At 30.1% G+C, this 26709-nt stretch carries 22 protein-coding genes; 4 read left to right on the top strand and 18 right to left on the bottom strand.

The window, feature by feature from the left end:
• Window positions 1-1119, bottom strand: a complete 1119-nt coding sequence (locus BUB34_RS04810) for a CbiX/SirB N-terminal domain-containing protein (RefSeq protein WP_073124817.1) — start codon at window positions 1117-1119, stop codon at window positions 1-3.
• 236 nt (window positions 1120-1355) lie between these two features.
• Here BUB34_RS04810 and ychF point away from each other — a divergent pair, with 236 nt between their 5' ends.
• Window positions 1356-2453 carry a redox-regulated ATPase YchF gene (gene ychF / locus BUB34_RS04815; RefSeq protein WP_073124820.1) on the top strand — a complete coding sequence of 366 codons (1098 nt, stop codon included), beginning with the start codon at window positions 1356-1358 and terminating at the stop codon, window positions 2451-2453.
• Window positions 2454-2535: 82 nt separating this feature from the next.
• On the opposite strand, the gene BUB34_RS04820 is transcribed toward ychF, so the two are convergent.
• Window positions 2536-3984, bottom strand: coding sequence for a UDP-N-acetylmuramoyl-L-alanyl-D-glutamate--2,6-diaminopimelate ligase (locus BUB34_RS04820; protein ID WP_073124823.1), 1449 nt, complete (start codon window positions 3982-3984; stop codon window positions 2536-2538).
• A gap of 147 nt (window positions 3985-4131) precedes the next feature.
• Here BUB34_RS04820 and BUB34_RS04825 point away from each other — a divergent pair, with 147 nt between their 5' ends.
• A complete protein-coding gene (locus BUB34_RS04825) occupies window positions 4132-5010 on the top strand; it encodes an AraC family transcriptional regulator (protein ID WP_073124826.1) in 879 nt (292 codons plus the stop codon).
• Between the two features lie 41 nt (window positions 5011-5051).
• Here BUB34_RS04825 and asnB read toward each other — a convergent pair whose 3' ends face one another.
• From asnB to deoC, 4 genes are all read right to left on the bottom strand, one after another.
• The gene (gene asnB / locus BUB34_RS04830; RefSeq protein WP_073124828.1) at window positions 5052-6902 is read right to left on the bottom strand and encodes an asparagine synthase (glutamine-hydrolyzing); all 1851 of its coding nucleotides are present in this window, start codon (window positions 6900-6902) and stop codon (window positions 5052-5054) included.
• A gap of 175 nt (window positions 6903-7077) precedes the next feature.
• The gene (locus BUB34_RS04835) at window positions 7078-8232 is read right to left on the bottom strand and encodes a double-cubane-cluster-containing anaerobic reductase (RefSeq protein WP_073124830.1); all 1155 of its coding nucleotides are present in this window, start codon (window positions 8230-8232) and stop codon (window positions 7078-7080) included.
• A 310-nt stretch (window positions 8233-8542) separates the two neighbouring features.
• The gene (gene nifJ, locus BUB34_RS04840; protein WP_073124832.1) at window positions 8543-12085 is read right to left on the bottom strand and encodes a pyruvate:ferredoxin (flavodoxin) oxidoreductase; all 3543 of its coding nucleotides are present in this window, start codon (window positions 12083-12085) and stop codon (window positions 8543-8545) included.
• 406 nt (window positions 12086-12491) lie between these two features.
• On the bottom strand, window positions 12492-13166 hold the full coding sequence (gene deoC, locus BUB34_RS04845) for a deoxyribose-phosphate aldolase (protein WP_073124835.1): 675 nt from the start codon (window positions 13164-13166) through the stop codon (window positions 12492-12494).
• Window positions 13167-13685: 519 nt separating this feature from the next.
• On the opposite strand from deoC, the gene BUB34_RS04850 reads away from it, so the two are divergent.
• Window positions 13686-14057, top strand: a complete 372-nt coding sequence (locus BUB34_RS04850) for a winged helix-turn-helix transcriptional regulator (RefSeq protein WP_073124837.1) — start codon at window positions 13686-13688, stop codon at window positions 14055-14057.
• 79 nt (window positions 14058-14136) lie between these two features.
• On the opposite strand, the gene pduL is transcribed toward BUB34_RS04850, so the two are convergent.
• The 5 genes from pduL to BUB34_RS04875 all read right to left on the bottom strand — a co-directional run bounded on the left by pduL (window position 14137) and on the right by BUB34_RS04875 (window position 18951).
• The gene (pduL, locus tag BUB34_RS04855) at window positions 14137-14706 is read right to left on the bottom strand and encodes a phosphate propanoyltransferase (RefSeq protein WP_073124840.1); all 570 of its coding nucleotides are present in this window, start codon (window positions 14704-14706) and stop codon (window positions 14137-14139) included.
• A gap of 147 nt (window positions 14707-14853) precedes the next feature.
• Window positions 14854-15993, bottom strand: a complete 1140-nt coding sequence (gene aroB / locus BUB34_RS04860; RefSeq protein ID WP_073124842.1) for a 3-dehydroquinate synthase — start codon at window positions 15991-15993, stop codon at window positions 14854-14856.
• A 33-nt stretch (window positions 15994-16026) separates the two neighbouring features.
• Entirely contained in the window at window positions 16027-16671 is a 645-nt protein-coding gene (locus BUB34_RS04865) for a flavodoxin family protein (RefSeq protein WP_073124844.1), read from the bottom strand.
• Between the two features lie 10 nt (window positions 16672-16681).
• A complete protein-coding gene (locus tag BUB34_RS04870) occupies window positions 16682-18445 on the bottom strand; it encodes a GAF domain-containing SpoIIE family protein phosphatase (RefSeq protein WP_073124846.1) in 1764 nt (587 codons plus the stop codon).
• A gap of 32 nt (window positions 18446-18477) precedes the next feature.
• Window positions 18478-18951: a hypothetical protein gene (locus BUB34_RS04875; RefSeq protein WP_073124848.1), complete on the bottom strand. Its 474-nt coding sequence runs from the start codon at window positions 18949-18951 to the stop codon at window positions 18478-18480.
• A gap of 196 nt (window positions 18952-19147) precedes the next feature.
• On the opposite strand from BUB34_RS04875, the gene BUB34_RS04880 reads away from it, so the two are divergent.
• On the top strand, window positions 19148-19627 hold the full coding sequence (locus tag BUB34_RS04880) for a hypothetical protein (protein WP_073124850.1): 480 nt from the start codon (window positions 19148-19150) through the stop codon (window positions 19625-19627).
• Window positions 19628-19716: 89 nt separating this feature from the next.
• On the opposite strand, the gene BUB34_RS13055 is transcribed toward BUB34_RS04880, so the two are convergent.
• From BUB34_RS13055 to BUB34_RS04910, 7 genes are all read right to left on the bottom strand, one after another.
• A complete protein-coding gene (locus tag BUB34_RS13055; protein WP_143153314.1) occupies window positions 19717-19887 on the bottom strand; it encodes a hypothetical protein in 171 nt (56 codons plus the stop codon).
• Between the two features lie 211 nt (window positions 19888-20098).
• The gene (locus tag BUB34_RS04885) at window positions 20099-20326 is read right to left on the bottom strand and encodes an alpha/beta-type small acid-soluble spore protein (RefSeq protein ID WP_073124852.1); all 228 of its coding nucleotides are present in this window, start codon (window positions 20324-20326) and stop codon (window positions 20099-20101) included.
• A 164-nt stretch (window positions 20327-20490) separates the two neighbouring features.
• Window positions 20491-21717 (bottom strand): BaiN/RdsA family NAD(P)/FAD-dependent oxidoreductase, encoded by a 1227-nt coding sequence (locus BUB34_RS04890; RefSeq protein WP_073124855.1) that lies wholly within the window; start codon window positions 21715-21717, stop codon window positions 20491-20493.
• A 67-nt stretch (window positions 21718-21784) separates the two neighbouring features.
• Window positions 21785-22732, bottom strand: coding sequence for a phosphatase PAP2 family protein (locus BUB34_RS04895; protein ID WP_073124857.1), 948 nt, complete (start codon window positions 22730-22732; stop codon window positions 21785-21787).
• Between the two features lie 227 nt (window positions 22733-22959).
• Entirely contained in the window at window positions 22960-23841 is an 882-nt protein-coding gene (locus BUB34_RS04900; RefSeq protein ID WP_073124859.1) for a uroporphyrinogen decarboxylase family protein, read from the bottom strand.
• A gap of 36 nt (window positions 23842-23877) precedes the next feature.
• Window positions 23878-25665, bottom strand: a complete 1788-nt coding sequence (locus BUB34_RS04905) for an ASKHA domain-containing protein (protein ID WP_073124915.1) — start codon at window positions 25663-25665, stop codon at window positions 23878-23880.
• A 21-nt stretch (window positions 25666-25686) separates the two neighbouring features.
• Entirely contained in the window at window positions 25687-26709 is a 1023-nt protein-coding gene (locus tag BUB34_RS04910; protein ID WP_073124862.1) for a methylcobamide:CoM methyltransferase MtbA, read from the bottom strand.

The following is a 26709-nucleotide window of genomic DNA, read 5'->3' on the forward strand; positions in this document are numbered from 1 at the left end:
TTAACCTCCTATTTTGCTTAGTATAACCTTCGTAATAATTTCTTCAACTAATATGTCTGTTTTTATATTTTGATTTACATAATAAAATTTTGTATTTCCATTATCAAGTTCTCTAAGTATGCTCTCAACCAAATGTTTAGTATACATAGTATCTATTGTACACGTAGGTAAAACAACATACAAATTATCTATTCCATATTCTAACAATTCTTCCCCTGATTTAATTATATCCTTTTTATTATTTTCTAAAAGAGGTAATTTTATTTTGATATTGTTATTATTTTTTTGGGATCTCAATATATCATCCCTCAATCTCTCCCTAAATAGTATATCTTGTTCTAAATTATTTTTATTTTTTAGACCTACTAGTATAATTCCTGCTTCTTTACCGCTATGTGTCATATTTTTTAAAATTTCGTTTTTATATAAGACCGATAGATTCTCTGATTTGTAAAAAGTGTTCAATACATCTAATTGGGTTAGATTATATGTACTTAAGTCCAAGGATTCATACCTTTCCTTAAACACTCTAAAACCCTCTCCTTCTGTCATAAAAACAGGACAAATTATTATTTTTTTATATCCTTTTTCTATAATGTCCTCTAGACTATTTTCAAAATAAGGTTCACTATGTATATAGGAATTTACTACCTTATAATTTGCACCCAACTTTGGTCTTAATTTGCTTGCTATATCCTCTGATTTTTCCTTGAAATCGCTAGATCCTAGCTCTGCATAATAACTTTTATACTTGTATAGGTTTGGTACTAAAGTTAAATAGGATTTGCTCCCTTTTGTGTAGTATAACTCTGTCATACGCTCCTTCATATTATAGTTTCTGCTCTCCCCTTCTGATACCAATAAAACTACTGTTTCCTGTTTTTCTTTTTCTGGTTGTATATCATTAAATTTTATGTAGTTTCTAAATAATGTCATCATTAACACACTTACCAAAATATACGAAATAACTGCCGAGTAACCAATATATTTATATTCTTTATCGACAAATATAAGTTTATAAAATAAACCTACTGACAAAACTATAAATATATTCTCCATATATCCATTGAATATAAGACTCAAACATATACATATGCATAAAAGCATTGAAATTAACATAAAACCAGCTCCATCATAAAGTATAGTTTACATCTAATATATATATGATGTATAATCAATATGTATGTCTATAATTCTGATTTTAAATTGCCTGCATTTGACTATTTCAAGCAATTTAAACAACTTATAGTTTGTTTTTAATATAACTTTATTTACTGAAATATATCTTAATTATATAATTGATAATATATTTTTAAGTAGTACATTTTAATACCAAAAAAGAGAGGAAGAAGAATATGAAATTAGGTATAGTCGGTTTACCAAACGTAGGTAAAAGTACACTATTCAACGCAATAACTCAAGCAGGTGCTGAGTCTGCTAACTATCCATTCTGTACAATAGAGCCAAATGTTGGTGTAGTATCTGTTCCAGATGAAAGACTTCACAAATTAAGAGAATTATATGATTCTAAAAAAGTAGTTCCTACTGCCATTGAGTTCTGTGATATAGCAGGATTAGTTAGAGGAGCATCTAAGGGCGAGGGACTTGGAAATAAATTCTTATCACATATAAGAGAAGTTGATGCTATAGTTCACGTAGTAAGATGTTTTGAGGACCCTAACGTTGTTCACGTTGATGGTTCTGTAGATCCTCTAAGAGATATAGAGACTATAAACTTAGAATTGATATTCTCTGACATAGAAATATTAGAGAGAAGAATACAAAAAACTCAAAAAGCTGCTAAGGCTGATAAATCTTTGGCCTCAGAACTTGATTTCCTAAAACAAATAATGGTTACTCTAGAAGACAGTAAATGTGTTAGAACTATGTCATTTACAGAGGAAGAACAAGCATTTGTAAATTCATTAAACTTACTTACTTCTAAACCAGTTATATATGCAACAAATGTATCTGAAGATGATTTAGCTGATGAGGCAGAAAATAATGAACTAGTTAACAGAGTAAGAGAACATGCATCTACTGAAGGTGCCGAAGTAGTAGTTATATGTGCACAAATAGAAGCAGAAATTTCTGAACTTGAATCTGATGAAGAAAAGAAAGAGTTCTTAGAAACACTAGGTCTTGAGCAATCAGGATTAGATAAACTTATAAAATCTTCTTATGCTTTACTTGGTCTTATATCCTACTTAACAGCTGGACCTCAAGAAGTTAGAGCTTGGACTATAAAAGTTGGAACTAAAGCCCCACAAGCTGGTGGAAAAATCCACTCTGATATAGAAAGAGGATTTATAAGAGCAGAAACAATAGCTTTTGATGACTTAGTTGAACATGGAACTATGTCTGCAGCCAAAGAAAAAGGACTAGTTAGACTTGAGGGTAAAGATTATATCGTAAAAGATGGAGATGTTATATTATTCAGATTTAACGTATAAAATAAATATTAAATAGTAAAAAGGGTCAGAATTTTTCATCTGACCCTTCTTTAATTTAAAATCTACTTAATTTAAAGTCTATTTAATTTAAGCATTCTTTAGCTATTTCTTTATCATCAAAATGGTATTTAGTTTTACCTATTATTTGATAGTTTTCATGCCCTTTACCAGCTATTATCACTATGTCATCTTTTTTAGCAAACTTTATAGCTTCCTCTATAGCTTCTTTTCTATCTACAACCACTCTATAATTTTTATTTTTTTGATCTAAACCTTTTAAAATATCTTCAATTATTAGTTTAGGATCTTCAGTTCTAGGATTGTCAGATGTTACAAAACATATATCAGAGAACTCTTGACCTATCTTGCCCATTAGAGGTCTCTTGCTTTTATCTCTGTCTCCACCACATCCAAATACAGTAATTATATTGCCTTTGGCGAATTCCTTAGCCGTCTTTAGTACATTTTCAAGTGCATCTGGAGTATGAGCATAGTCTACTATTACATTTATTCCTTTATTATTTGGAACTACTTCAAACCTTCCAGCAACCCCTCCAGTTGTTCTAAGAGCTTCCTGGAATACACCTCTTGGAATATCTAACATATAACAAGCAGCTATAACCGCTAGCGTATTATAAACCGTAAATCTTCCTGGTACTGGTACAAATATTACCTCTTCATAAGTTGGAGTTATCAGTCTATATGATACCCCTGCAGCGTCAATTTTTATATCTTTAGCCATAAAATCAGACTTAGTATCTATTCCATAAGTATAACAAGGCGTGCCAAGATTTTTTATATTTTCATATATCTTCTTTCCACCCTCATCGTCTATATTTATTATATTTGCTAATGTGGTTTTATAAAATAATCTTTCTTTAGCATCTCTATAGTCATCTAAATCCCTGTGAAAATCCAAATGGTCTGGTGTTAAGTTTGTAAATAAACCAAGTTTAAATTTAGTTTCATCTACCCTATTTAGTGCAAGTGAGTGAGATGAAACCTCCATAGCACAATAGTCACAACCGTTATCTAACATATTATTAAAAGTTTTTTGCAAATCTACACTCTCCGGAGTAGTAGAGTTTGAAGACACCTCTTTTTCACCATCAAATATCTTTATAGTACCTATAAGACCAACCTTATTTGAATTTAGCTTTAGTATTTCACTTAAAAAAGTAGTGATACTTGTTTTCCCATTTGTTCCAGTGACTCCTATAACCCCAAGCTTCTCTGATGGGTGATTGCAAAAATTATCTGCTACCTTTGCCATAGATTTTCTTGTATTTTCTACTCTTATAAAAGTATAACCTTGTATATCTATATCTTCCTCTACTAAAAAGGCTTTTGCCCCTTTTTCTATAGCACTATCTATAAATTTATGTCCATCTACTGTAAACCCCTTGACGCACACAAATAGAGTTCCCTCTATAACCTTTCTTGAATCGTATTCAATATTCGCAATATCTAAATTTATATCACCTTTAATACTGATTACATCTAATCCTTCTATAACCTTTTCTAGTTTCATAAAAACTTACCTCCCATGTCCAAGTTGACATACAATTCCTCTTACTATTATATCTATTTTTTTTACTATGTAAATTGTTAAAAGTGCTTGAAACATTGCAAAAAATGCCCTATAATTCATTGTAATATGTATATGGAGATGTTTACAATGAAAAAAATTAACAATAAAGTAGGGTATTTAGATGATGATTTTAAAATATTTAATATTAAAGATAAAAAAAATATACAATTTGAGTATCACCACCATAACTTTAACAAGATAATCATATTCATAGATGGGGATGTTACATATTTTATAGAAGGAAGACCTTATAAGCTAAAGCCATGGGATATTTTATTTATTAATAACAACGAAATTCATAAACCTATTATAAATCCTGATAAATTTTATGAGAGAATAGTTATTTGGATAAATCCTAACTTTATGCAAAAACACAAAAATTATAAAACAGATCTTCTAGAATGCTTCGATTTAGCTATCAAAAATAAATACAATCTATTAACTACAAATAAATCATCTATAGATTTAATAAAAAAATACATACATGAAATTGAGCTTTGCGACTCTAATGACGAGTTTGGCAGTGATGTTTTAAAAAGAACTTTTTTTCTACAGTTTTTGGTACTTATTAATAGATGGTTTCTACAAAATGAAAAAAGTACTAATATAAATTTTAATACATCAAATAAAGACATAGAATCAATATTGAATTATATAGATAATAACCTAGAGAAAGACCTATCTATAGATAATATAGCATCTGAGTTTTTCACAAGTAAATACTATCTGATGAGAAAATTTAAAGCCCAAACTGGAACCTCTATGCATAGTTATATAACTCAAAAAAGACTTGTACTTGCTAAGTCTCTCATTAATGAGGGCTTATCTATGGGAGATGTATGCACAAGATGTGGATTTAACGATTATTCTAGCTTTGTAAGAGCATTTAAAAAGGCCTATAACGTTTCTCCAAGAAACTATCTAAACAATAATAATGAGTTTGAGAATGGTTTCTCTACTGAGTAAAACCATTCTTTCTAAACAGATCTTTATTAACTTATACTTTTTTAGTGTGCGAATTCTACTGATAAATTTTCTACAAATATCTGATGCCACAGACAAAACATAAATATAGTCCATACTTTTCTAGAATTATCCGCTACACCTCTTATGTGGTCGTCTAATAGTTCTATTGCATACTCCTTGTTTATGATTTGTTCTACATCTGCATCTTTTATAGTTTTTCTAACTACATCTCCTAATTCTTCTTTTAACCAGACCCTTATAGGAGTAGGAAATCCTAATTTTCTTTTTTGAACTACATGATCTGGAACTATTCCCTCGAATGCCTCTCTTAAAAGTACCTTTGATTGTTTTTTTGTTACTTTTTGCTTTAGTGATAACCCTTTGGACAACTCAAAGACATTTTTGTCTAAAAACGGAACCCTAAGTTCTATAGATGCACCCATAGACATTTTGTCTCCTTTTAAGAGGATATCTCCGGGTAGCCATGTATTCATATCTATATACTGCATAGTTGTAACATAATCATATCCCATATTTTCGGCTTCATTATATATATCTTTCGTTATATTTTCATATTTATATTCGCTGTTGTACAGTCTTAAAATATTTTCTACATCCTTATTTTCAAAAATTTTTGCATTGCCTATGTATCTTTGTCTAAGAGGAGTAGTTGCCCTTAGTAGATAGTTTTTTCCCTTTATATTTGGCATTGAATTAGCCATTTTATTTATTACACTACTTATTCTATCAGGTATGTTTAAAAAAGGTTTTAAACTGTAGTACTCTTTGTATATATTATACCCTCCAAACAGTTCATCTGCTCCTTCACCAGATAGAACTACCTTAACATATTTGCTCGCCTCTCTAGATAAGAAATACAAACCTATAGCAGATGGATCCGCAAGTGGATCATCTAACAACCTAACTATATTCGGTAATTCTCTTATGTACTGATCCTGTGTTACATTTATTTGTATATTTTCTATTCCAAGTCTGTCTGCAGTTTCTTTAGCTATATCAAGCTCATCATAGCCATCTATCCCAAATCCTATTGAAAATGATTTTATATCTGGATTTATTTTAGATGCTATTGCTGCTATTATAGAAGAATCTACACCTCCTGATAGAAACGTCCCTACCTCTACATCCGATACCATATGGCTTTTTATTGAATTATATATTACATTATATACATCCTCTTTTGTCACGCTTTCATTAGATTTATAATTAATATCATAATACTTTTCTATAATCATCTTGTTGTCTTTTATTTTGAAATAATGCCCAGGCATTATTTTCTTTATATCCTTAAACATAGTGTTCTCACCTACTGGGTACTGAAATGATAGGTATTGTTGCAAACTAAGTTTATTTAAGTTTCTATTGTCCAGCAAATTCACCAAAGACTTATACTCAGATGCAAAAGCTATAAAATCTTCTGTCTCTATATAATATAAAGGCTTTATACCAAATATATCTCTTGCACCGAATAAACTTTTATCTTCTTCATCCCATATTAAAAAAGAATACATACCCACAAGCTTATCTAACATTTCTTCTTTCATATCAATATAAGCTGATAATAAAACTTCCGTGTCTGAATCTGTATAAAATAAATACCCTTTGTTTTTTAATTCCTGTCTCAACTTTAGATAATTGTATATTTCACCATTAAATACCATTGTTGTGTTACCTTTATTAAAAGGTTGTTTTCCATTATCCACATCTATTATACTAAGTCTCCTAAAGCCCAAACTAACCTTTTCACTAATAAAATACCCAACATCATCCGGTCCTCTATGAAATATCTTGTTATTTATATCTTCTATAACATCCTCTTTTAATGAAGCGTATTTATTATTTTTATAATATATAGAAACATATCCACACATAATCACTTATTCCTCCTAAATAGATCTAATCACTTATTCTTATATGATTTTGTCCATATTTGGAATATAAATACATTTTAAGAAGAATAAAAATACCCAAACTAGATAACTTTATAGTAAGTTTCCTAATTTGGGCATTTTATTATTTATTCTATAAGGTGTTTTTTAATTTATTTTATAACATCTCTATAAATGCAGCCATTCTAGTATTTAATTGACCTATATCTGAAGTTGAGTAGTCAGTTTCTACACTCATATATGGTATTTTCTTTTCTTCATTTACAAATCTCTTAATTTTTAATGTTTCCACACTGTAAGTATGGCAAGCTGTAAGTATTACATCTATAACTGCATCTGCTTGATATTCGTCTACCATTTTGCTTAACATGTCTATTCTGTTAGGGTTTGGTGTCATTACAGAACATCCTATATTAAGATATTTATCTGCTAGTGCATCATAAACATCTTCTACATCTTCATCAACTAATCTTTCAATCGCTTTAGAACCCATACAGTTTTCAAACGCAACAACATATGCACCGTTATCCTCTATGGCTTTTACAACTTTCTCAGTTGCACCTCCTATTGGACATCCAGTAATTATTATTCTTGGTCTATCATCAAGTCTCTTTCCTTCATCGTATTCTTTTTTAATTCTTTCTGCAAGTTCAGTTACTTCTTTTATTGTATCTTCTTTATTAAATTTGAACGTACTTCCATATAATACCTTTAGTATATCTTGACCACTAATAGCTGCTGGCTTCAACTTTCCTAAATGATATAAAGATTTTAAAGCTTCTCTTTCTCTATTTTTTAATTTTATAGCTTCTTTTATTTGATCTTCTGTTATTGTTACTCCAAATTGTTTTTCAAGAACTTCTTTAAGTTTTATTATTTCACTTCTCCATAAATCTTTTGACTCTTGTTTTACCTGACTATTTGGTAATTCCATTACATGAACAGGTTTAAACTCTGCCATATATTCATACATCTTTTTCTTTCCATCGCAAGTAGTTTCCCCTACTACTATATCTGAGAAATAGAAAAATGGACATTTGTCAGTTTTACCAAATCCATAACTTGATTTTATAAGTGGGCAAAGGTTTCTTGGTAAATCTACCTCTGCATCTGGAATAGTTTCATCTGAAGTAGCACAAAGAGATACTACTGATGCCCCCATAGCTAAAGGAATTTCAGATGGCATATAAGTACAGAATGTACCTACCAATGGCACGTTTTTCTCTTTTAGATTTTTCGCTGATATAAATCCATTTCTTCTAGCTTCACCAAATTCTTCAAATATTTCTGGAAGTTCTTTTCTAAGTTCCATATCTACTTTCTCCCCTTTTGTGTATTTTGAGTTTACTATGCAATTTCTTGCACGTCGTTGTTAATTTTTTCGGGCAAATATTGTCTAAATGCCTACTATTCGACAATTTAATTCTATTCGGTTTTAGGTCTATAGTCCAATAGTTTGTATCTATATCTGTATAAATGAAATAGTTTTTTTCTATATACATAGATAATAGTCTTTTTTTATTTTATATAAAAATAAATTTTCCATTTAAATATCTAAATACAAAATAAGACTGGTCAATTTGACCAGTCTTACTTATAAAAGTTAATTATATTTTTTAATATTATTGTTGTTCAGATAATCTCTTGTAGTTGTTGTATCTTTCTTTAGCATTTTCTTCAGCCATATTAAATAATTCATCAGCTATATCTGGGAATTGTTTAGCTATTGCTGAGTATCTTACTTGATTTAATAAGAAATCTCTGAAGCTTTCACTTGGTTCTTTAGAGTCTAAGCTAAATGGATTCTTACCTTCATCTTTTAATTGTGGGTTGTGTCTGTATAAATGCCAGTATCCAGCTTTAACAGCTTGATCTTCATTTGCTATAGTTCTACCCATACCTTCTTTTAATCCGTGACTTATACATGGAGCATAAGCTATTATGATAGATGGTCCATCATATTTTTCAGCTTCTATTATAGCTTTTAAGAATTGGTTCTTATCAGCACCCATACTAACTTGAGCTACATATACGTTTCCGTAAGACATAGCCATCATACCTAAGTCTTTTTTCTTAGATCTCTTACCTGCAGCAGCAAACTTAGCCATAGCAGCAACTGGAGTAGCTTTAGATGCTTGACCACCAGTATTTGAGTAAACCTCTGTATCAAATACAAGTACGTTTACATTTTCTCCTGAAGCAAGAACATGGTCAAGTCCACCGTATCCGATGTCATATGCCCAACCGTCTCCTCCAACGATCCATTGAGATCTCTTAACTAGGTAATCTTTTCTTTCATCTATAGCTTTTACTAATTCTTGTACTTTAGCATCATCTGATTTAAAGTTAGCAAGAGCTTCAACTACTTTAGCACTTGGCTCTTTAGAAGCTTCTCCTTCGTTCTTAACTTCTAACCATTTAGTGAATGCATCTTTAAGCTCATCAGATATATTCATAGTTAATAATTCTTCCATAGCTTCAACTATTCTATTTCTCATTTGCTTAACAGCTAAATACATTCCGTATCCGTACTCAGCATTGTCTTCGAATAATGAGTTTGCCCAAGATGGACCTTTACCTTCATGGTTTATTGTGTATGGAGTTGATGGTGCAGAAGCTCCCCATATAGAAGAACATCCTGTAGCATTAGATATCATCATTCTATCTCCAAATAATTGAGTTACAACCTTGATGTATGGAGTTTCTCCACATCCTGCACATGCACCTGAGAACTCTATTAATGGTTGTCTAAATTGACTTCCCTTAACAGTTGTAGCAGGCATTACATCTACTTTTGGAGCAACTTTTTCTGTATCTACTGCAAATGCCCAGTTATCTACTTCGTTATCAAGTTGAGTGTCAAGAGGTTTCATAACTAAAGCTTTTCCTTTTGCTGGACAAACGTCAGCACAGTTTCCACATCCTGTACAGTCTAGAGGACTTACTTGTATTCTATATTGTAATCCTTCTAATCCTTTACCTAATGCTTTCTTAGTATTGAATCCTTCTGGTGCATTAGCTGCTTCTTCTTCAGTAACTAATACTGGTCTTATACATGCATGAGGACAGATATAAGCACATTGGTTACATTGGATACAGTTTTCTAATATCCACTCTGGAACATTAACAGCTATACCACGTTTTTCATAAGCTGCTGTACCATGAGGGAATGTACCATCTTCTATTCCATTAAATGCACTTACTGGTAAATCATTACCTTCTTGTGCTGTCATTGGTCTTAATATATTTTTGATGAAGTCTGGTTCTTTAACTTCTGCTTTCTTTTCATCAGTAGCATTTGCCCAAGAAGCTGGAACTTCAACTTCAACTATAGCATCTATACCTGCTTCAACAGCTTTATAGTTCATGTTAACTATTTTTTCACCTTTTTTACCGTAAGCTTTGTTTATAGAATCTTTTAAGTATTCTACAGCTTGCTCTACTGGTATTATTTCAGCTAATTTGAAGAATACAGATTGCATTATCATGTTTATTCTGTTTCCAAGTCCGATTTCTTGTCCTAATTTAGTAGCATTAACAGTGTAGAACTTGATTTCATTATCAGCTATGAATTTTTTAAGGTTAGCTGGTAAGTTCTCTTCTAATCCTTGTTGATCCCATATAGTATTTAATACAAATGTTCCACCTTTTTTAAGTCCTTTTAATAGGTTATTGTATTGGTAAACATAAGATTGGTTGTGACATGCTATATAGTCAGCTTCATCTATTAAATATGTTGATCTTATTGGCTCATCTCCAAATCTTAAGTGAGACATTGTTACCCCACCTGATTTTTTAGAGTCATAGTCAAAGTAAGCTTGAACATATTTTTCAGTATGGTCACCTATTATTTTTATAGCTTGTTTATTAGCTCCAACAGTTCCGTCTGATCCTAATCCCCAGAACTTACATCTTATAGTTCCTTTTTGAGCTATTCTTAACTCTTCTGATGGAGTTAATGATGTGTTAGTTACATCATCTTCTATACTTAAAGTAAATCTATTTCTAGGCTTTTCAGAAACTAAATTATCGAAAGCAGTTTTTATATCTGTAGGAGTAGTATCTTTTGATCCTAATCCGTATCTTCCACCTATTACCATTGGTGCATTTTCTTTTTCATAGAATGCTCCACGTACGTCTAAGTATAAAGGCTCACCAACTGAACCATTTTCCTTAGTTCTATCAAGTACACATATTCTTTCAACAGTTGATGGAACTGCATCTAAGAAATGTTTGATAGAGAATGGTCTAAATAAATGTACTTTAACTAAACCGAATTTTTCTCCATTAGCATTTAATGCATCTATTGTTTCTTCTATTGTTTCTGTTACAGAACCCATAGCTACTATTATGTGTTTAGCATCTTGAGCACCATAGTAGTCAAATAAACTGTGTTTTCTTCCTGTTAATTGACTCATTTTATCCATGTATTTTTCAACTATTCCAACTATATCATCATAGTATTTGTTAGATGCTTCTCTAGTTTGGAAGTATATATCAGGGTTTTGAGCAGTACCACGAGTAACTGGGTGGTTTGGAGATAAAGCTCTATCTCTAAATTCTTTAACTGCTTCAAAGTTTAATAAACTTGCATAGTCTTCATTTTCAAGTAATTCTACTTTTTGTATTTCATGAGAAGTTCTGAAACCATCAAAGAAATGTATAAATGGTAATCTTCCTTCTATAGCAGCATAGTGAGCTACTGGAGCTATATCAGCAACCTCTTGAACTGAACCAGAAGCTAACATTACACATCCAGTTTGTCTAGCAGCCATAACGTCTTGGTGGTCACCAAATATTGATAAGGCTTGTGATGCTAAAGCACGAGCTGTTACATGGAATACTCCTGGCAACAATTCTCCTGCAACTTTATACATATTAGGTATCATTAATAATAGACCTTGTGATGCTGTAAATGTTGATGTTAAAGCACCACCTTGTAAAGAACCGTGGAATGCACCTGAAGCACCTGCTTCTGATTGCATTTCTACAACACTAACTTTTTGTCCAAATATGTTTTTTCTTCCTTGAGCCGCCCATTCATCTACTACTTCAGCCATAGTTGAAGATGGAGTGATTGGATATATAGCAGCTACATCTGTAAATGCATAAGCTACATGAGCAGCAGCTGTGTTACCATCAACTGTTTTCATAAATTTAGCCATAATTATGTATCCTCCTTATATAACAACAATTGTACTTATTTAATTATAAGTCAATAGTTTTAATTATTTAGTCTATTTATGTATAGAGTACACAATGAACATCAAAATACATAAATATATACCTTTTATATATAATTCTACACCTTTTTCAAAAAACCTTCAAATTTTAAAATAAATTGGAATTTTATGAAAATTCTACAATTCTACGTTATTCAAGGTTTTTAACCATTACGTGTAGATTATACCCATAATTTGAATTTCAAAACCACCTTAGCCCCGATAAATTTTATTGTAGATAAAGTGGTTTATTTTTAAAAATTTTTAATAATAATCTATATTTCATCAATCATTAATATCAATCATTAATATCAATCATTAATATTAACATTAATCGTTAATATCTCTTTTAATAATCGCCTTTAAAATCGTTTTTCCCATTTACAATCGATACTGATGCACTAGCACCTATTCTCGATGCACCTGCATCTATTACTGCTATAGCATCTTCTCTATTTCTTACTCCTCCTGATGCTTTTACTCCAATGTTTTTGCCTACTACTTCTCTCATAAGCTTTATATCTTCTGGAGTAGAACCACCTGTTCCAAATCCTGTAGAAGTTTTTACATAATCAGTTCCTGCCTCTACAGCTAATTGACAAGCCTTAGTTTTTTCCTCATCAGTAAGGTAACAAGTTTCTATTATAACCTTTACAAGTGCCTCTTTATTGGCAGCATCAACTACAGCCTTTATATCTTTTAATACTAATTCATAGTTTTTTTCTTTTAAGGCTCCTATATTTATAACCATATCTACTTCATCAGCACCTTTGGCTATAGCATCCTTAGTTTCAAATGCTTTTACTTCTGGTGTGTTTGCCCCTAAAGGAAATCCTATTACTGTACATACTTTAACATTTGATCCCTTTAATTCGTTTTTTGCAAATTCTATATGTGTTGGGTTTATACATACTGAGAAAAATCCATTTTCCTTCGCCTCAGTACATATTTTTCTAACATCCTCTTTTGTAGCGAATGCTTTTAATATCGTATGGTCAATCATATTAGATATTTTATATTCCATATCTTATCTCCTTCTTAAATTCATATATTATATTCTCTAAATTTTTAAGTTAATATATCTTAGGTATAGTTTTATCAAATCATAATATAATTATTGTTTTTTACCTCAAATTCCATATCTTACCTCGATGTTAGTCTAGTGGTAATACAAAGAAGGCTATTATTTTCTAAATATTTTATCTAATTCGTTATACCTCCATTATGATATACCCTACTAATTTCTTTAGCAAGTAGGCACTTTTTATATATATAGTATATAAAAAGATACTGTAAAATGAAAGCCATATACCCTAATATTATTATTGTTGTTTGATGGTTTTATACCTAAATAAGTACCATATATATTTATTTTTTATGTACTCCATATTCTTATACTACGTATATTTTTTATAGATTTTTACTATTAAATAAATATATTTATGATATCATAGTATAGGAATAAAATTTCCGATTATCTATTGTATTGCATATATGCAATATAGTATTTAAACTATAATCATTTTAATGCGAGGTGTACACAATGGACAAAGCCATAGTATCACACGACAAATGCCGTATGAATGAGCGTTGTGCTAAAAATAAAACTTGTCCCATGGTACTAGTTCATAAACTAGTCTTTGGGAAATGGAAAATATTAATATTGTGGTACTTAAGTGGTGGTTGTTTAAGGTTTAGTGAAATCAAAAGAAAACTACCTGAGGTTACTCAAAAGATGCTTACAAATCAACTAAGAAGTCTTGAGGAAGATGGTCTAATAAGTAGGAAGGTGTTTCCTGTGGTTCCCCCTAAGGTAGAATATAGCCTAACTGAGATAGGGAAAAAAATGCTACCTCTTCTTGAAGAAATGTATTCATATGGAATCGAATACCAAAACAATAAAAAAGAAGAATAATAGTCTTACTATTACTACAAAAAGGGCTGTCTCAATATAAAAATTCGAGTCAGCTCTTTTTTATAGCAATAAAAACTTATTACTCTGCTATTAATTCTACTAATTCACCATTTCTAACCCCTGCTGCGTTTCCTTCTTCTATGTCAACGTGCATTTCTAGTGCGAATTTTTCATTAGCTCTTACTAATACATTTTCAAACACTATAGCTCTTGGTCCAAAAGTTTTAACTTTTACTATTTGTTTGTCTTGAACACCGAACTTAGCAGCATCGTCAAGACTCATATGTATATGTCTAGATGCAACTATAACACCTTTTTCTAATTCAACTTCTCCTGCTGGTCCTACTAATTTTAAACCAGGAGTTCCTTCTATATCTCCAGATTCTTTTATAGGAGCTTTTACACCTAAAGCAAATCCATCAGCTAAAGATATTTCTACTTGTGTAGCTGGTCTTGCTGGTCCTAAAACTCTAACTCCTTTTATAGTTCCCTTTGGTCCTACTAAATCTACTTTTTCTTCACAAGCGAATTGTCCTGGTTGAGATAATGGCTTGAAATGAGTTAATTGATGACCTGCTCCGAATAATGTTTCTATATCTCCTTGGCTTAAATGCACATGTTTATTTGATAATGCTATTGGTAATTTCATAAATTTTTCCTCCTCTTGTTACTTAATATATAATACATTTTTTAAATAGCAATACAATTATACATAATATCTGTTTTAAAATCAAATTATATTGAACTATATTATCCACACTAGATTGTAGAATTATAAACTATTTATTTTTATAAACTATTTATTTTTGCACATAGTTATTATTTCTATGATATCTTTTTCTATGCTATCATAATCCTGAATAAATTCTTCCACTTTGCCTAATCCTGTTGGCAAAATTAAATTCAACTTTCCAAATCCGTTTTTCTTATCATTTTTCATAATATTAAAAACTTCTTTTTCATTGGGTCCACTAAATCTTAGTGGTAAGCCATATTTTTGACATACATCTATAAACTTACTGTAGTAATCATTGTCAACAAACCCCTTTTTCAAGGATAAATTAAAAGCCATATTAATTCCTATACAAACAGCTTCTCCATGACTAATTCCACATAACTTTTCAACACCATGACCAAATGTATGACCTAAGTTTAGTATCTTTCTAAGTCCAGACTCTTTCTCGTCTTTACTTACTATTTCAGATTTTATTGTTGCACACTGTCTGACTATATGATTTAGCTTATCTGTGTCCCTATCTAGTATTTGCTGACTATTTATTATCAAATAATCTAAAATTTCATAGTCATAAATTAGACCATACTTTATGACCTCTGCCATGCCACTTATAAATTCTCTATCTGGTAATGTCTTAAGTGCATTTACATTTATATATGTAAGCTTCGGCTGATAAAAAGTACCTATAATATTTTTTAGTTTACCCAAATTTATTCCCGTTTTACCACCTATAGAAGAATCCACTTGAGATAGTAAAGTAGTAGGCACCTGTATAACATCAATCCCTCTCATATATGTAGATGCTATAAATCCAGATAAGTCGCCTACTACACCACCTCCTAAAGCTATTATTGCCGATCTTCTAGATAAATTTATCTGTATGCAGTATTTCATTATTTCCTCATATACATCAATAGACTTACTTTCCTCTCCAGCTTCTATAACGTATTTATATAGATTACTTTTATCTAAGTTTTCTATAAATCTATTTAGTTGAGTATCACACACATTTTGATCTGTTATAACCAAAATAGAATCGTATATACTGCTTATATCAAATTTTTGTACTGTAGACATTCCGCTCTTGTATATATTTTTTGTTTTTAACTTAGTTTCATATAAATCTTTATTAAAGTTTTCAAACCCGTTTTCTATAAATATGTTACAAACTTTACCCTCTACTCTAAATCCTTCTTCCATTTCTCCCCCGACCTTCTGTACTAATTTTTTTAACTAATCTATTGTTTTCTGTTCTTCATTTTCTTTATCTTCTTTATACCTTATACTATTTACACTGTTTATATAGTCCTTAATAGTATTATCAAGGTTACTTTTAAACCCATTATTTTCTAAAAAAGATAATCTATCTGTATTATTTATATATAAATTATATAAAAGTTTTGTATTTATACTTTTAAAGAAGAAGTCCATCACTATCTGACCACCTTTGAACTGAGTATTATATGGGTCACTTCCTCCAACTGAAATATACATACCTATACGCTTTTTACTTCTATCTATAGATGGTTTGTTTAAAATATACTTACTCGCATATATAGCCTGTGTCCTATCAACAAGTGTTTTTAGCTTTGCAGATACACAGTCAAAGTGTACCGGGCTTATAACTATACATCCAATAGACTTATCAAACATATCATACATAGGAGTCATATCGTCCTTAAACTTACAATATCCTGTCTTTTCACAAAACCCACAAGCAGTACAATACTCTATATACATGTCATATATATTAAATAATTTAAAACTTATATTATTTTCTGTTAGCTTTTTTATTACTTCATTAGCGATAGAAGCACAGTTTTTATTTTTTCTAGGGCTTCCGTTTATTATTAGAATTTCTGGACTTTTTTCCTCCATAAACACCCACCTATCTATCTTTTAACATGACTACTAAAATATCGTCATCATAGCTATCTTTAGCCGAGAATTCTTTTAGTTCTAATTTGAGATTTTCCACTATTTCTTTTTGATCTAATTTAAAGTTATCTTGTAAGAATTTTTCAAATCTAGCTATACCGTATTCTTCTTTATCTTTATTTTTTAATTCTAATATTCCATCAGTATACATACAGATCATAGAATAGTTATTTATCTTGTGGACATTGCCTAGATAATTAGCATCTTCAATAACTCCTAGTGGAATCCCCTTCTTGCAATTAAGACTCTTTTCTAATGATCCATCCTTTTTTACGATTATAGGACTATAATGGCCTGCATTTGATATATCTATAGTATTTTCTTTTGTGTCGACAATACACACTAAGCAAGTAGTAAATACCCCCATCTTATCAAATTCATCATATAAAATCTTATTTAAGTTTGTCATTATATCTCCAGATGTTTTGTACTGATAACTCAAAACTTTAAAGGCACCTTTAAGCATTGCGACTACATAGTTCGATACTATACCGTGCCCCATAACATCTGCCACTATATAGGCAACTTTATTTTTATCTATTTTCACTGCATAATAGAAGTCTCCTCCTACTACCTTTGCTGCTCTATGATAAAAATATAGTTCCTTTCCTTCGTTAAGTTCCATCTTTCCTTTATCCATTATAAGCTTCTGCTGTTTATTTAGTATATTCAACTCGTTTGCTAGCACTTTATGTTTTACCTCTTGTGTATTGTATTCATAAAGTTGCATAGCAACAGAAACCTGCTTAGCCAGTATGCTAAGTATATTTAAATCATCATCAGTATAGTTTTGGCTATTTGCGCAAACTATCCCTCCTACAATCTCATTTTTATTTTTTAATTTATAATAAATATAACTGTCTATTCTAACAGTACTGCTAATTTTATCTTTTACATTATTTAAATAAGAACCCATGCTTTCTTTTTTTAAGATTTTATTGGCAACGGGATATAAGTTGCTCTTTTTCTTTTGCTCACTATTGTAACAGTTAAACATTCTATTGTTGTTATTTACATCGTCTATTACTATTACAGATTCTTTGCTGTTAGTAATACTACATGCTTGTCTACTTAAATGTTCTAAAAATCCATTTATATTGTTATTAAGGTATAACCTCTTAGTCGCCTGATTTATAGAAGATATAGCTCCTCTTAATTTGCGAACTAATATTTGAGTGTTGTTGTTCTTGGTTGTTATTTCTATAGATAAACTTATTAACGATGCTACTGATGATATAAAATCTATATCTTGTTCTGTTAAAAAATCATCTTCATCTAAAAAACAAGTCATAAATCCTACAACAGTATTGTTTATTATAAATGGGAAAATAGCTCTGCCTATATATCCCTCTAACTTAGCTAAATCTCTCTCTTCTTCTGCTCTATCATCTTCAAATATATTTTTTACATATACTATTTTTCTTTCTTTTACAGCCTCGTGTATATACTTTGGATAAGTACTAAAGTCAATTTTTACCCCTCTCATATTGGTAATTGGAAATACCTTTGGCACATATTCTAAAGTCTCTGAACATACTAAGTATGCATGTTCATAATTGTTCTTATAAAATAAATTCACACAAGCTTTAGTTGGATGAACAACCTCTAGCATTTTATCTATTATTCTATCTTTTATACTAAAAAAGTCAGTTGACTCTGTCACCATAGTTGATATATCTACTAAATTTTTCATCTTATAATTGTCACTTGTCATATTATGTCATCTCCTCCCCCTGAATAGTTAATTTACTTTATATTACTATATATATCTTTCATAGTAAACAAGAAAACAACTATAAAGCAAGATACTATTGACCAGTTAAAACTCGTTATTATTCCTATAATCAACAATATAAACAATACATTTAAACCTGTTTTTGCGCTCTCTCCAACAAAGTTAATTTTTGATACTTCAATATTGTTTTTAAAGTTTTCTATTTGTTTTTTTATTTCTTTCTCCATATTTCTTTTGTATGCTATATAAGCAAACTCTATTAAGAAAATCCCTAATCCAAGTATTGTACTTATCTTAAATGAGAAAATTAATATAAGAAAAGCAAGCATAAGCTTCATAAATTTAAGTAGTATACTATCTATTTTTAAAGTTACGTTTTGTAAATCCTTATATTCGTCTCTAAGTGCATATTCACCAGACGGCAAATTTCTCATTTTCACTTTTACTACTTCTGAATAAAACAATTTAATTATTCCATCAATCATTTCTTCACATCCTAACAAATATTTATAAAATATAACTATATATTGGTAAAATTATAAGATTATATAGCTATATCCATATATTTGTAATTTTTACAATTATAATATTTTTTATACTTGTCAATAATAAAAAGTATACCTCTATAATTTATTTTATAAATTTATAGATTCATAAATTTAAGCAAAAGGAGTGTTTTATTTGGAAATAGAGCAGCTGGACTTAGAGACTCGAAGTAAAATATATAGCCAAACCAAAAAAATTTTGAGGAAATATCAAAAAGGAATAACAACAGGTAAACTTACTTCAGACAAATTTGCCGACAATCTTCTCACAAACGAATACATAAAAGACATCTTACCTGAGTCAATTTTAAACGAACAAAGCTTCAAGCAATCCTACATGCAATATATAGACACCTTAATTAATATTCAAAATAAAAATTTATCAGAAAGCAAAAAGAGAAAATACAGAGGGTTAGATACAAGCGATAAACCTAATATTTCTCAAAAAATCGAACTTCAAAAGCTACTAAAAAACAAAGGGTATACCTTGTCTATACCATATAAATATCTGACATTATCTGATGTTGAAGGTTTACTTAAGTATATGTCTACCGGCTATATAGATATAGGAAATGAAAGGATTTATAATTATGTTAGCAAGGATAATTTGCACTAATTAATTTGTTTTAATTTTTAACATAAAATAAGAGGATGACTTAGTTCATCCTCTTATTTTATGTAGATATATTATAAAATATATATTATTTATCCTAAAGCTTTTTCTAATTTAGATAAGTATTGTATAGGATAGTATCTAAGTAGCTCTTTAAATTGCTCTACTGTCAAACCTTCTGTAGTAGTGTAAATACGTATTTTTTCATCTAAGTCACTATTTATAAATCTAGTTTTTACTTCTTCAAAGTTTACTGAACTCATCATATCACTCCTCATATAAGTTGTATATTTCTTTATTATTCTATCCATCAATTTATAAAAATATTACAGTTATTTTGATTATTAATCGATTCTATGTTTATAAATGTTAATTTAATTAGAAAAAAGCAAAAAAAGAGTACCTTAAACTTAGTTTAAAGTACTCTCCTAACTATATAATCTAGTTATTCTATAGTTTTACTTCTATACTTTTCTATTGTTGTTGTTTTCCTGCCATTTGTTGTTCTGCCATTTCAACTAATTTTTTAGTCATGTATCCACCTACATAACCATTTTCTCTAGCTGTAAGGTTTCCTTTATCAACTTGTTGATAGTTACTCATACCAAGTTCATTAGCTATCTCTAATTTCATTTGGTTTAATGCTGCCTTTGCCTCTGGAACTACTGTTCTGTTACTGTTATTGTTGTTATTACTTGCCATGTTGATTACCCTCTTTCTGTTGATATTTTTGTTTCTTGGTAGTATTATGTGAAGTTATAACTATTTCAATTCAGGTAATTTTTGTAATAACTATAATAAAAGCCATCAGTTCCATTTTTTCTAATTTTTTAATATAATCTAAACCCTGTGTTAACAATTGTTTGCTAACAGTTTAAACCTGCTAAATAAGCCGTTGAAAATGCTATTTGAAGATTAAATCCTCCTGTATAAGCATCTACATCTATAACTTCTCCGGCAAAAAATAAACCTTGTACTAATTTAGATTCCATTGTACTTGAATTAATTTCGTTTACTTTTACTCCACCAGAAGTTATTATAGCTTCGTCAATCGGTCTATATCTTTTAATATTAAAAGTAAAGTTCTTTATTAAATGAACTAAATTCTTTCTCTCTTCTCTTGATATTTGATGTACAACTGTATCAGGATCTATTTCACTTAATCTTATTATTATAGGAATAAGCTTTTTAGGAAATAAATCATCTAGTGCATTCTCAAATTTTTTATTTGTATACTTTTTAAAATCTTTTTGAATTCTTTTATCTAATTTTTCTTCATCTAGAGCTGGTTTTAAATCTACTATAACCTTATAGTTGTCCTTGGTAGTATCTTTCATCCTACAGCTTGCTGATTTAATTATAGGTCCATCTATCCCAACCTTTGTAAACTCCATCTCTCCAAAATCATCGTACACTTTCTTATTTTTGCTATTTAATACTGATATAGAAACATTTCTAAGCGATAGTTTTTCTAATTCACAAACAAACTTTTCCTGAACTTCCATACCTATTAGTGATGGTTTTATATCTGTAACAGTGTGCCCTTGTGACTTTGCAAATTTATACCCATCTCCAGTTGATCCTGTTAGTGGATAGCTTACTCCTCCAGTTGCAACTATTACAGAGTCACATTTTATCTCACTCTTATCATTTAAAATAACTTTTTCTATCTTATTATTTTTAGAGACTATATCTATGACTTTTGAATTTAAAACTATCTTTACCTTTTTAGATTTAACTTGCTTTTCTAATGCCTTTACAACGTCTATAGCCTTATCACTATCTGGGAAAACTCTTTTTCCTCTTTCAGTCTTAGTTTTTACTCCTAAAGTTTCAAACATATCTATAACATCTGTATTTGTAAAAGTATAAAATGCACTATACAAAAACTTACCATTTTTATTTACATTTTCTATTAATTCCTCTATTTCGCAATTGTTGGTTATATTACATCTACCTTTTCCTGTTATAAGTAATTTCCTTCCAACTCTTTGATTTTTTTCAATAAGAGTCACATCAAGTCCTCTATCTGCTGCAACTGATGCTGCAATCATTCCTGCTGCTCCCGCTCCTATAACTACTACTTTTCTCAAACAATCACCCTTCCATCTATCTAAAACAAATAACTATTATAATCTCTAGGGATTTTAATAATACATTCTAAAACTCTAATTTTAAAATTTTAAACAATGCTGGGACACCTGCCACAGCATAAAATACTACTAAGAAGTACCTAAAATAATTAATAACAGTACTTAGTATAACATCATTTTCTAAAGCAAAATACATTAAAGTTAAAGAACCTAAATACTTAATAGCAATATAGACAAATCCCAATGTTATCATTCCCACCAAAAGTCTCAGTGCAAATACTGTTGGTTTACTAAATTTCTTGTTCCTATTGTTCGTTAAACTAAAATTGATTTTACCTCTTTTTTTATCATTAATCGTACTAAATCTTATAAATTTGTCTTCAACTATATAGCCAATCACAAATCCTGTTATAACCCCTAATACTTTTATGTAAAATCTACTCTTAAGTAAAACACCGAACACTAAAAATAACATCCATACTATTAATAACAATTTATAATTTTTTGTTTTATCTACATATTTAAATATCTCATCCAAAATAATAGTAAACACAACCCCAAATATAAACCCGCATATCACATCTATTGGCCAATGTACAGCTAAATACAGCCTAGATACCACTACCCCGATTATCATTATTGATCCTAATAAGTAAATCCATGCACTTTTAAATATTCTCATTAAGCTAACCCAAAAGGCTGTTGCACTCTGTGTATGCCCACTTGGAAAAGAATATCCCGTAGCAGTGTATACTCTAAGAGATTTTAATCCTTCTTTTCCAATCGGTCTAGGAGCCTTTACAAACTCCTTTATGCCTGTATTTATCATGGAATTGCCAATTAATGCAAAAATAATCCTTTGACCTTGTTTTTTATTTATACACCAGTACATAATAACTATAAATAACATCAACATTGGTAATTCCGCACTTTTTGTAAACGTCAAAAATATAGAATTTAATATAGGCGTTCTCATACTCTGAAAAAACTTCAATATTTCTAATTGAAAGTCCATAACTACTGTCCTCCTCAAATATCTTATATAAATGCAATTATACATAACTTTGTTGTATAAATACACTTATTTGTTAATATTATTGCACTTATTGCTAATATTTAACTGTATTAATGATAAATTAGTTAAAATTATATTGTTAACAACTTAATAAACATCAAAATAGGATGTAAATAATTTGACTGAACAAATTTACCTACACCCTAAATAAAAAGTTATGTTGTATTTTACTTCAATATTTTTACCTCGTATATTTTTGCACTATCAACATTTTTCTTGGTTTTTTTTATACAATTCTGACCTACCAAATTAACACCTTTAGATGGAAGTTTTAATAAAGCTTCTCCATATAAAGCATCCTCACAAAATCCAATCTCATTTATCTCTATCAATCCCAGATTTAATAAAGAAGATGTAGTCCTTCCACAAACATGGATTAAAGCTCTATCTCCTACTTTATCTTTTAATTCATTAATTATCTTTAAAGTTATTTCACTGTTTAGTTTAGAGTATGTTCTTTCTCCTAATATATCCATATTTCCCGTTGGATCTGCATAGGAAATAATCTTTGCTCCAGATTTCACACCCTCTACTCCATAATCTATAATAAAATCTTTTATAAACTCCAATATATCATCTAGCTTATCTTTTTCTTTTCTTATCGCCTTTATGACTTTTGTTAGGTCTATTAAACTCGTCAGTATAGTTATAGGGCCTTCAATATTTAAAACTATATCTTCACCTTCATCCGATAGTTTAGATACTGCTTTTAAAACCTCATTTACTAGACTAGAGCTTAAATCTAAATTTTTGATTTCCATTAATTCATCTATAGTTTTGTACTTATAGTCCTTCGCCCTTGGAGTGCTTATTTCATCAATTACAATATTTGCTCCTAAGCTTTGAGCTTCTACAGTATTGCATAAAGGTAAAGTGCAAACACAATCATTTTTATACTTTTTTAGAATTCTCGATGCATCAGCCATCTTATCAGACTTTAAATATGCATTTTCTATATTTTGTGTGCTTGATTTTATTATATCCATCTCTTCTAAGCTATCTTTATCATAAGTACACTTAAATATATAATTCCCTTTAATTTTAATCATCCCTTATTTTGATTTATTTTATAATTTTTATTTACTTTATAAAAGTTTGTTTATATCAAAACTCAAGCATTTAGCAAATAAACCTTCATAATTATCAAGCAATGAAAGCTCTAAATACCCGCAATTATCTAAAACATCCTTTACTTCTTCTCTTTTAGATTTGTCTAATAAGCACAATACAGCACCGCTTTTTGAAGAGTTTCCAATATAATTTACCTTATCCTCAAACTCTTTTGGCAACATTCCAATTCCTACTAAACTCTCTACTTTTAAATGTGCACCAAATTGCCCTGCGATTATCACCTTGTCTATATCCTTAGCAGTTAAATTTAAGTGGTTTGATAAAGATATAATCCCCGATAAAATAGCCCCTTTTGCTAATTGAACTTGCCTTATATCATTTTGAGTGATAATTATATCATCTACCAAAACTACACTTCTTTTCTTACCATCTTCTATTATTATGCTTTTTAAAAAATCATCTTCTAAGTCTTCTTTTTTCTTTATTCTACCCGACTTATTCACTAAATTCCTTCTATTAAGTTCTGATATAGCCTCTAATATACCACTTCCACATATTCCATTTGGATATTTATCCCCTATTACTTCAATACTTACACTATCATTTTCAATAGTAATTCCTTCAATAGCTCCAACCCCAGCGCGTACTCCACAGGTAATATTCATTCCCTCTAGGGCAGGTCCTGCTGCACAAGAACAGGCTATCATTTTGCCGTTATCAGATAAAATCATCTCTCCGTTTGTTCCTATATCAATAAACAGTACTCTTTCTTTTGTAGTATTTAGTTTTGAAACTATGGCACCTGCTGTAATATCTGCACCAATAAAAGCAGATACACTTGGCAAACAATAAACTCTAGTTTTATTAGATATTTTAAGATCTAAGTCTTCGCTCAAATAAGTTCTACCCTCTTTAAATATAGGTCTATAAGGATTTACCCCTAGACTCTTCGGATTTACCCCTAATAAAAGATGTAGCATAGTGGTGTTTGCAGCAATAGTTATATCGTAAATATTCTCCGTTGATATATTATTATTTATACACAATTCCTCAAACAATCCATTCAAACAGTCAATTACAGACTTACTTAATTCATAAGTGCCATTCTCTTCTTTACACGCATAGTTAATTCTGGATAACACATCCAAGCCATAGTTTTTTTGAGGATTTATAGATGATGCGTTATCTAGTTCTACTCCAGTATTCAAATCAATTAAAGACGCTACTATCGTTGTTGTCCCTATATCCACTGCAAAACCATATAAAGACCCTGTTGTATCTCCGTCTTCTATACAAATTATCTCTTTATCATATTTTACTAATGTGTATATATCTCCCTCTTCTAAATCTGACAATTTTCTAATTATATCAATTGGTAATGCTCTTTTCTCACTTTTTAAAATAGCTTCTATATCACTGGATGTTGCCAAACTATCATAAGAAAGCTTTTTACACTCCTTTTTAACCAAAGGATCAATTTTAAAATCAGGTAAATATCCTTTATCTAATATTTTTACTTTTTCTTCATTATCAATTAACTCTATACTAATATCATTTTTTGGAACATACAAACAAGACAATCTTATCCCTTTTTTAATTTCCTCTTCGCTTAAAAACTTTCTATGTTCTTGTAAATTATCATCATTTAAGCCCTCTAAAATTTGTACTTTACACTTACCGCAGTATCCCTTCCCCGCACAAGGATTTTCAATCATTATCCCATTTTTCTTGAGTATACTTAATAAGTTTTTTCCTACTTCAAAATCGAAACTTCCTCTTCCCCTGACACTTAAAATACTCATATTATCACCCACTAAATTATCCTAGGCATTGGTTTCCTTAGCTCCATTTACCATTGCCTGTATATTTTTAATTGAAGTTCTTGCCCCTATACCACATGCTGGTGATAAAATATCCACTCCATTTTTTATGCAGTTCTTGCCTATCGCTTTAACTTTTTCATTTGTTCCATATTCAAGAGCATAAGTACTCACGTTTCCCATTATAGCCTTGTCACTAACATTTTGAATAACCTGCTTTTCATCCGTTATAGAATCAAAACTTATTGATGAACTATTAATTTTATTCAATTGTGGATATATACTTTTTAGCCTTCCACAAATATGTACAATACTTAAAACTTTGTTATCTTCATTTAATTTATCGAGAATTCTATTTATATACGGAACTACAAACTCATCAAACTTCTTAGGACCTAAAATTTCCCCCGTAGCACTAGGGTCTGCAATAGCTATCAAATCAGCCCCTGCATCAATCTGGGCTCTCGCAAACTCTAAAATTCCATCAGTTACAAATTCTAAAAACTCATGAACAGTTTTTTTGTTCTTAGTCAAAGCCTTATAAAATATCGTAGGCTCAATAAGAGATGTTGCAACACTTATAGGACCAACCACATTGGCAATAACAGGTACATTTTCATCCTTATCTTTTAAATATCTAATTGCATCTAAAACAACCTTTGCCCTGCCCGTACTCACATCCATCTTCTTTAATTTTTTATAATCCTCAATACAATTCATAGGATAAAAATTAACCCTTGGCTCTGTTACTTTAGTTCCAAAATCCACTCTGGCCCCCATAGACTCCGCCTCTATAGTCATACAAAAAGGCACCCCACAATTTTCAAATCCACCATTTTCATATACACCATAAGTCAATTCTGCCATTTGATTAGGACTAAAGTGAGCATCCGGCCAACTAATACCCTTTATATCCATTACATCTTCTACAACCATATTCATCATTCCACCTGGACAAATACATGGTGGTCTATCCACTTTTTCTCTATTAAGTACCTTTATCAATCTCTCTTTACACGTGTCCAA

This window comes from Asaccharospora irregularis DSM 2635, from assembly GCF_900129815.1.
GTDB classification, from domain to species: Bacteria; Bacillota; Clostridia; order Peptostreptococcales; family Peptostreptococcaceae; genus Asaccharospora; species Asaccharospora irregularis.

Bases quoted from the DNA above. Each gene is read 5' to 3' on its own strand.
- BUB34_RS04835 (WP_073124830.1), bottom strand. From the start codon at position 8,232: ATGGAACTTAGAAAAGAACTTCCAGAAATATTTGAAGAATTTGGTGAA.
- BUB34_RS04900 (WP_073124859.1), bottom strand. From the start codon at position 23,841: ATGATTAAAATTAAAGGGAATTATATATTTAAGTGTACTTATGATAAA.
- BUB34_RS04870 (WP_073124846.1), bottom strand. From the start codon at position 18,445: ATGACAAGTGACAATTATAAGATGAAAAATTTAGTAGATATATCAACT.
- aroB (WP_073124842.1), bottom strand. From the start codon at position 15,993: ATGGAAGAAGGATTTAGAGTAGAGGGTAAAGTTTGTAACATATTTATA.
- nifJ (WP_073124832.1), bottom strand. From the start codon at position 12,085: ATGGCTAAATTTATGAAAACAGTTGATGGTAACACAGCTGCTGCTCAT.
- BUB34_RS04820 (WP_073124823.1), bottom strand. From the start codon at position 3,984: ATGAAACTAGAAAAGGTTATAGAAGGATTAGATGTAATCAGTATTAAA.
- BUB34_RS04885 (WP_073124852.1), bottom strand. From the start codon at position 20,326: ATGGCAAGTAATAACAACAATAACAGTAACAGAACAGTAGTTCCAGAG.
- BUB34_RS04865 (WP_073124844.1), bottom strand. From the start codon at position 16,671: ATGGAGGAAAAAAGTCCAGAAATTCTAATAATAAACGGAAGCCCTAGA.
- BUB34_RS04810 (WP_073124817.1), bottom strand. From the start codon at position 1,119: ATGTTAATTTCAATGCTTTTATGCATATGTATATGTTTGAGTCTTATA.
- BUB34_RS04905 (WP_073124915.1), bottom strand. From the start codon at position 25,665: ATGAGTATTTTAAGTGTCAGGGGAAGAGGAAGTTTCGATTTTGAAGTA.
- BUB34_RS04850 (WP_073124837.1), top strand. From the start codon at position 13,686: ATGGACAAAGCCATAGTATCACACGACAAATGCCGTATGAATGAGCGT.
- BUB34_RS13055 (WP_143153314.1), bottom strand. From the start codon at position 19,887: ATGAGTTCAGTAAACTTTGAAGAAGTAAAAACTAGATTTATAAATAGT.
- BUB34_RS04895 (WP_073124857.1), bottom strand. From the start codon at position 22,732: ATGGACTTTCAATTAGAAATATTGAAGTTTTTTCAGAGTATGAGAACG.
- BUB34_RS04825 (WP_073124826.1), top strand. From the start codon at position 4,132: ATGAAAAAAATTAACAATAAAGTAGGGTATTTAGATGATGATTTTAAA.
- asnB (WP_073124828.1), bottom strand. From the start codon at position 6,902: ATGTGTGGATATGTTTCTATATATTATAAAAATAATAAATACGCTTCA.
- BUB34_RS04875 (WP_073124848.1), bottom strand. From the start codon at position 18,951: ATGATTGATGGAATAATTAAATTGTTTTATTCAGAAGTAGTAAAAGTG.
- ychF (WP_073124820.1), top strand. From the start codon at position 1,356: ATGAAATTAGGTATAGTCGGTTTACCAAACGTAGGTAAAAGTACACTA.
- deoC (WP_073124835.1), bottom strand. From the start codon at position 13,166: ATGGAATATAAAATATCTAATATGATTGACCATACGATATTAAAAGCA.
- pduL (WP_073124840.1), bottom strand. From the start codon at position 14,706: ATGAAATTACCAATAGCATTATCAAATAAACATGTGCATTTAAGCCAA.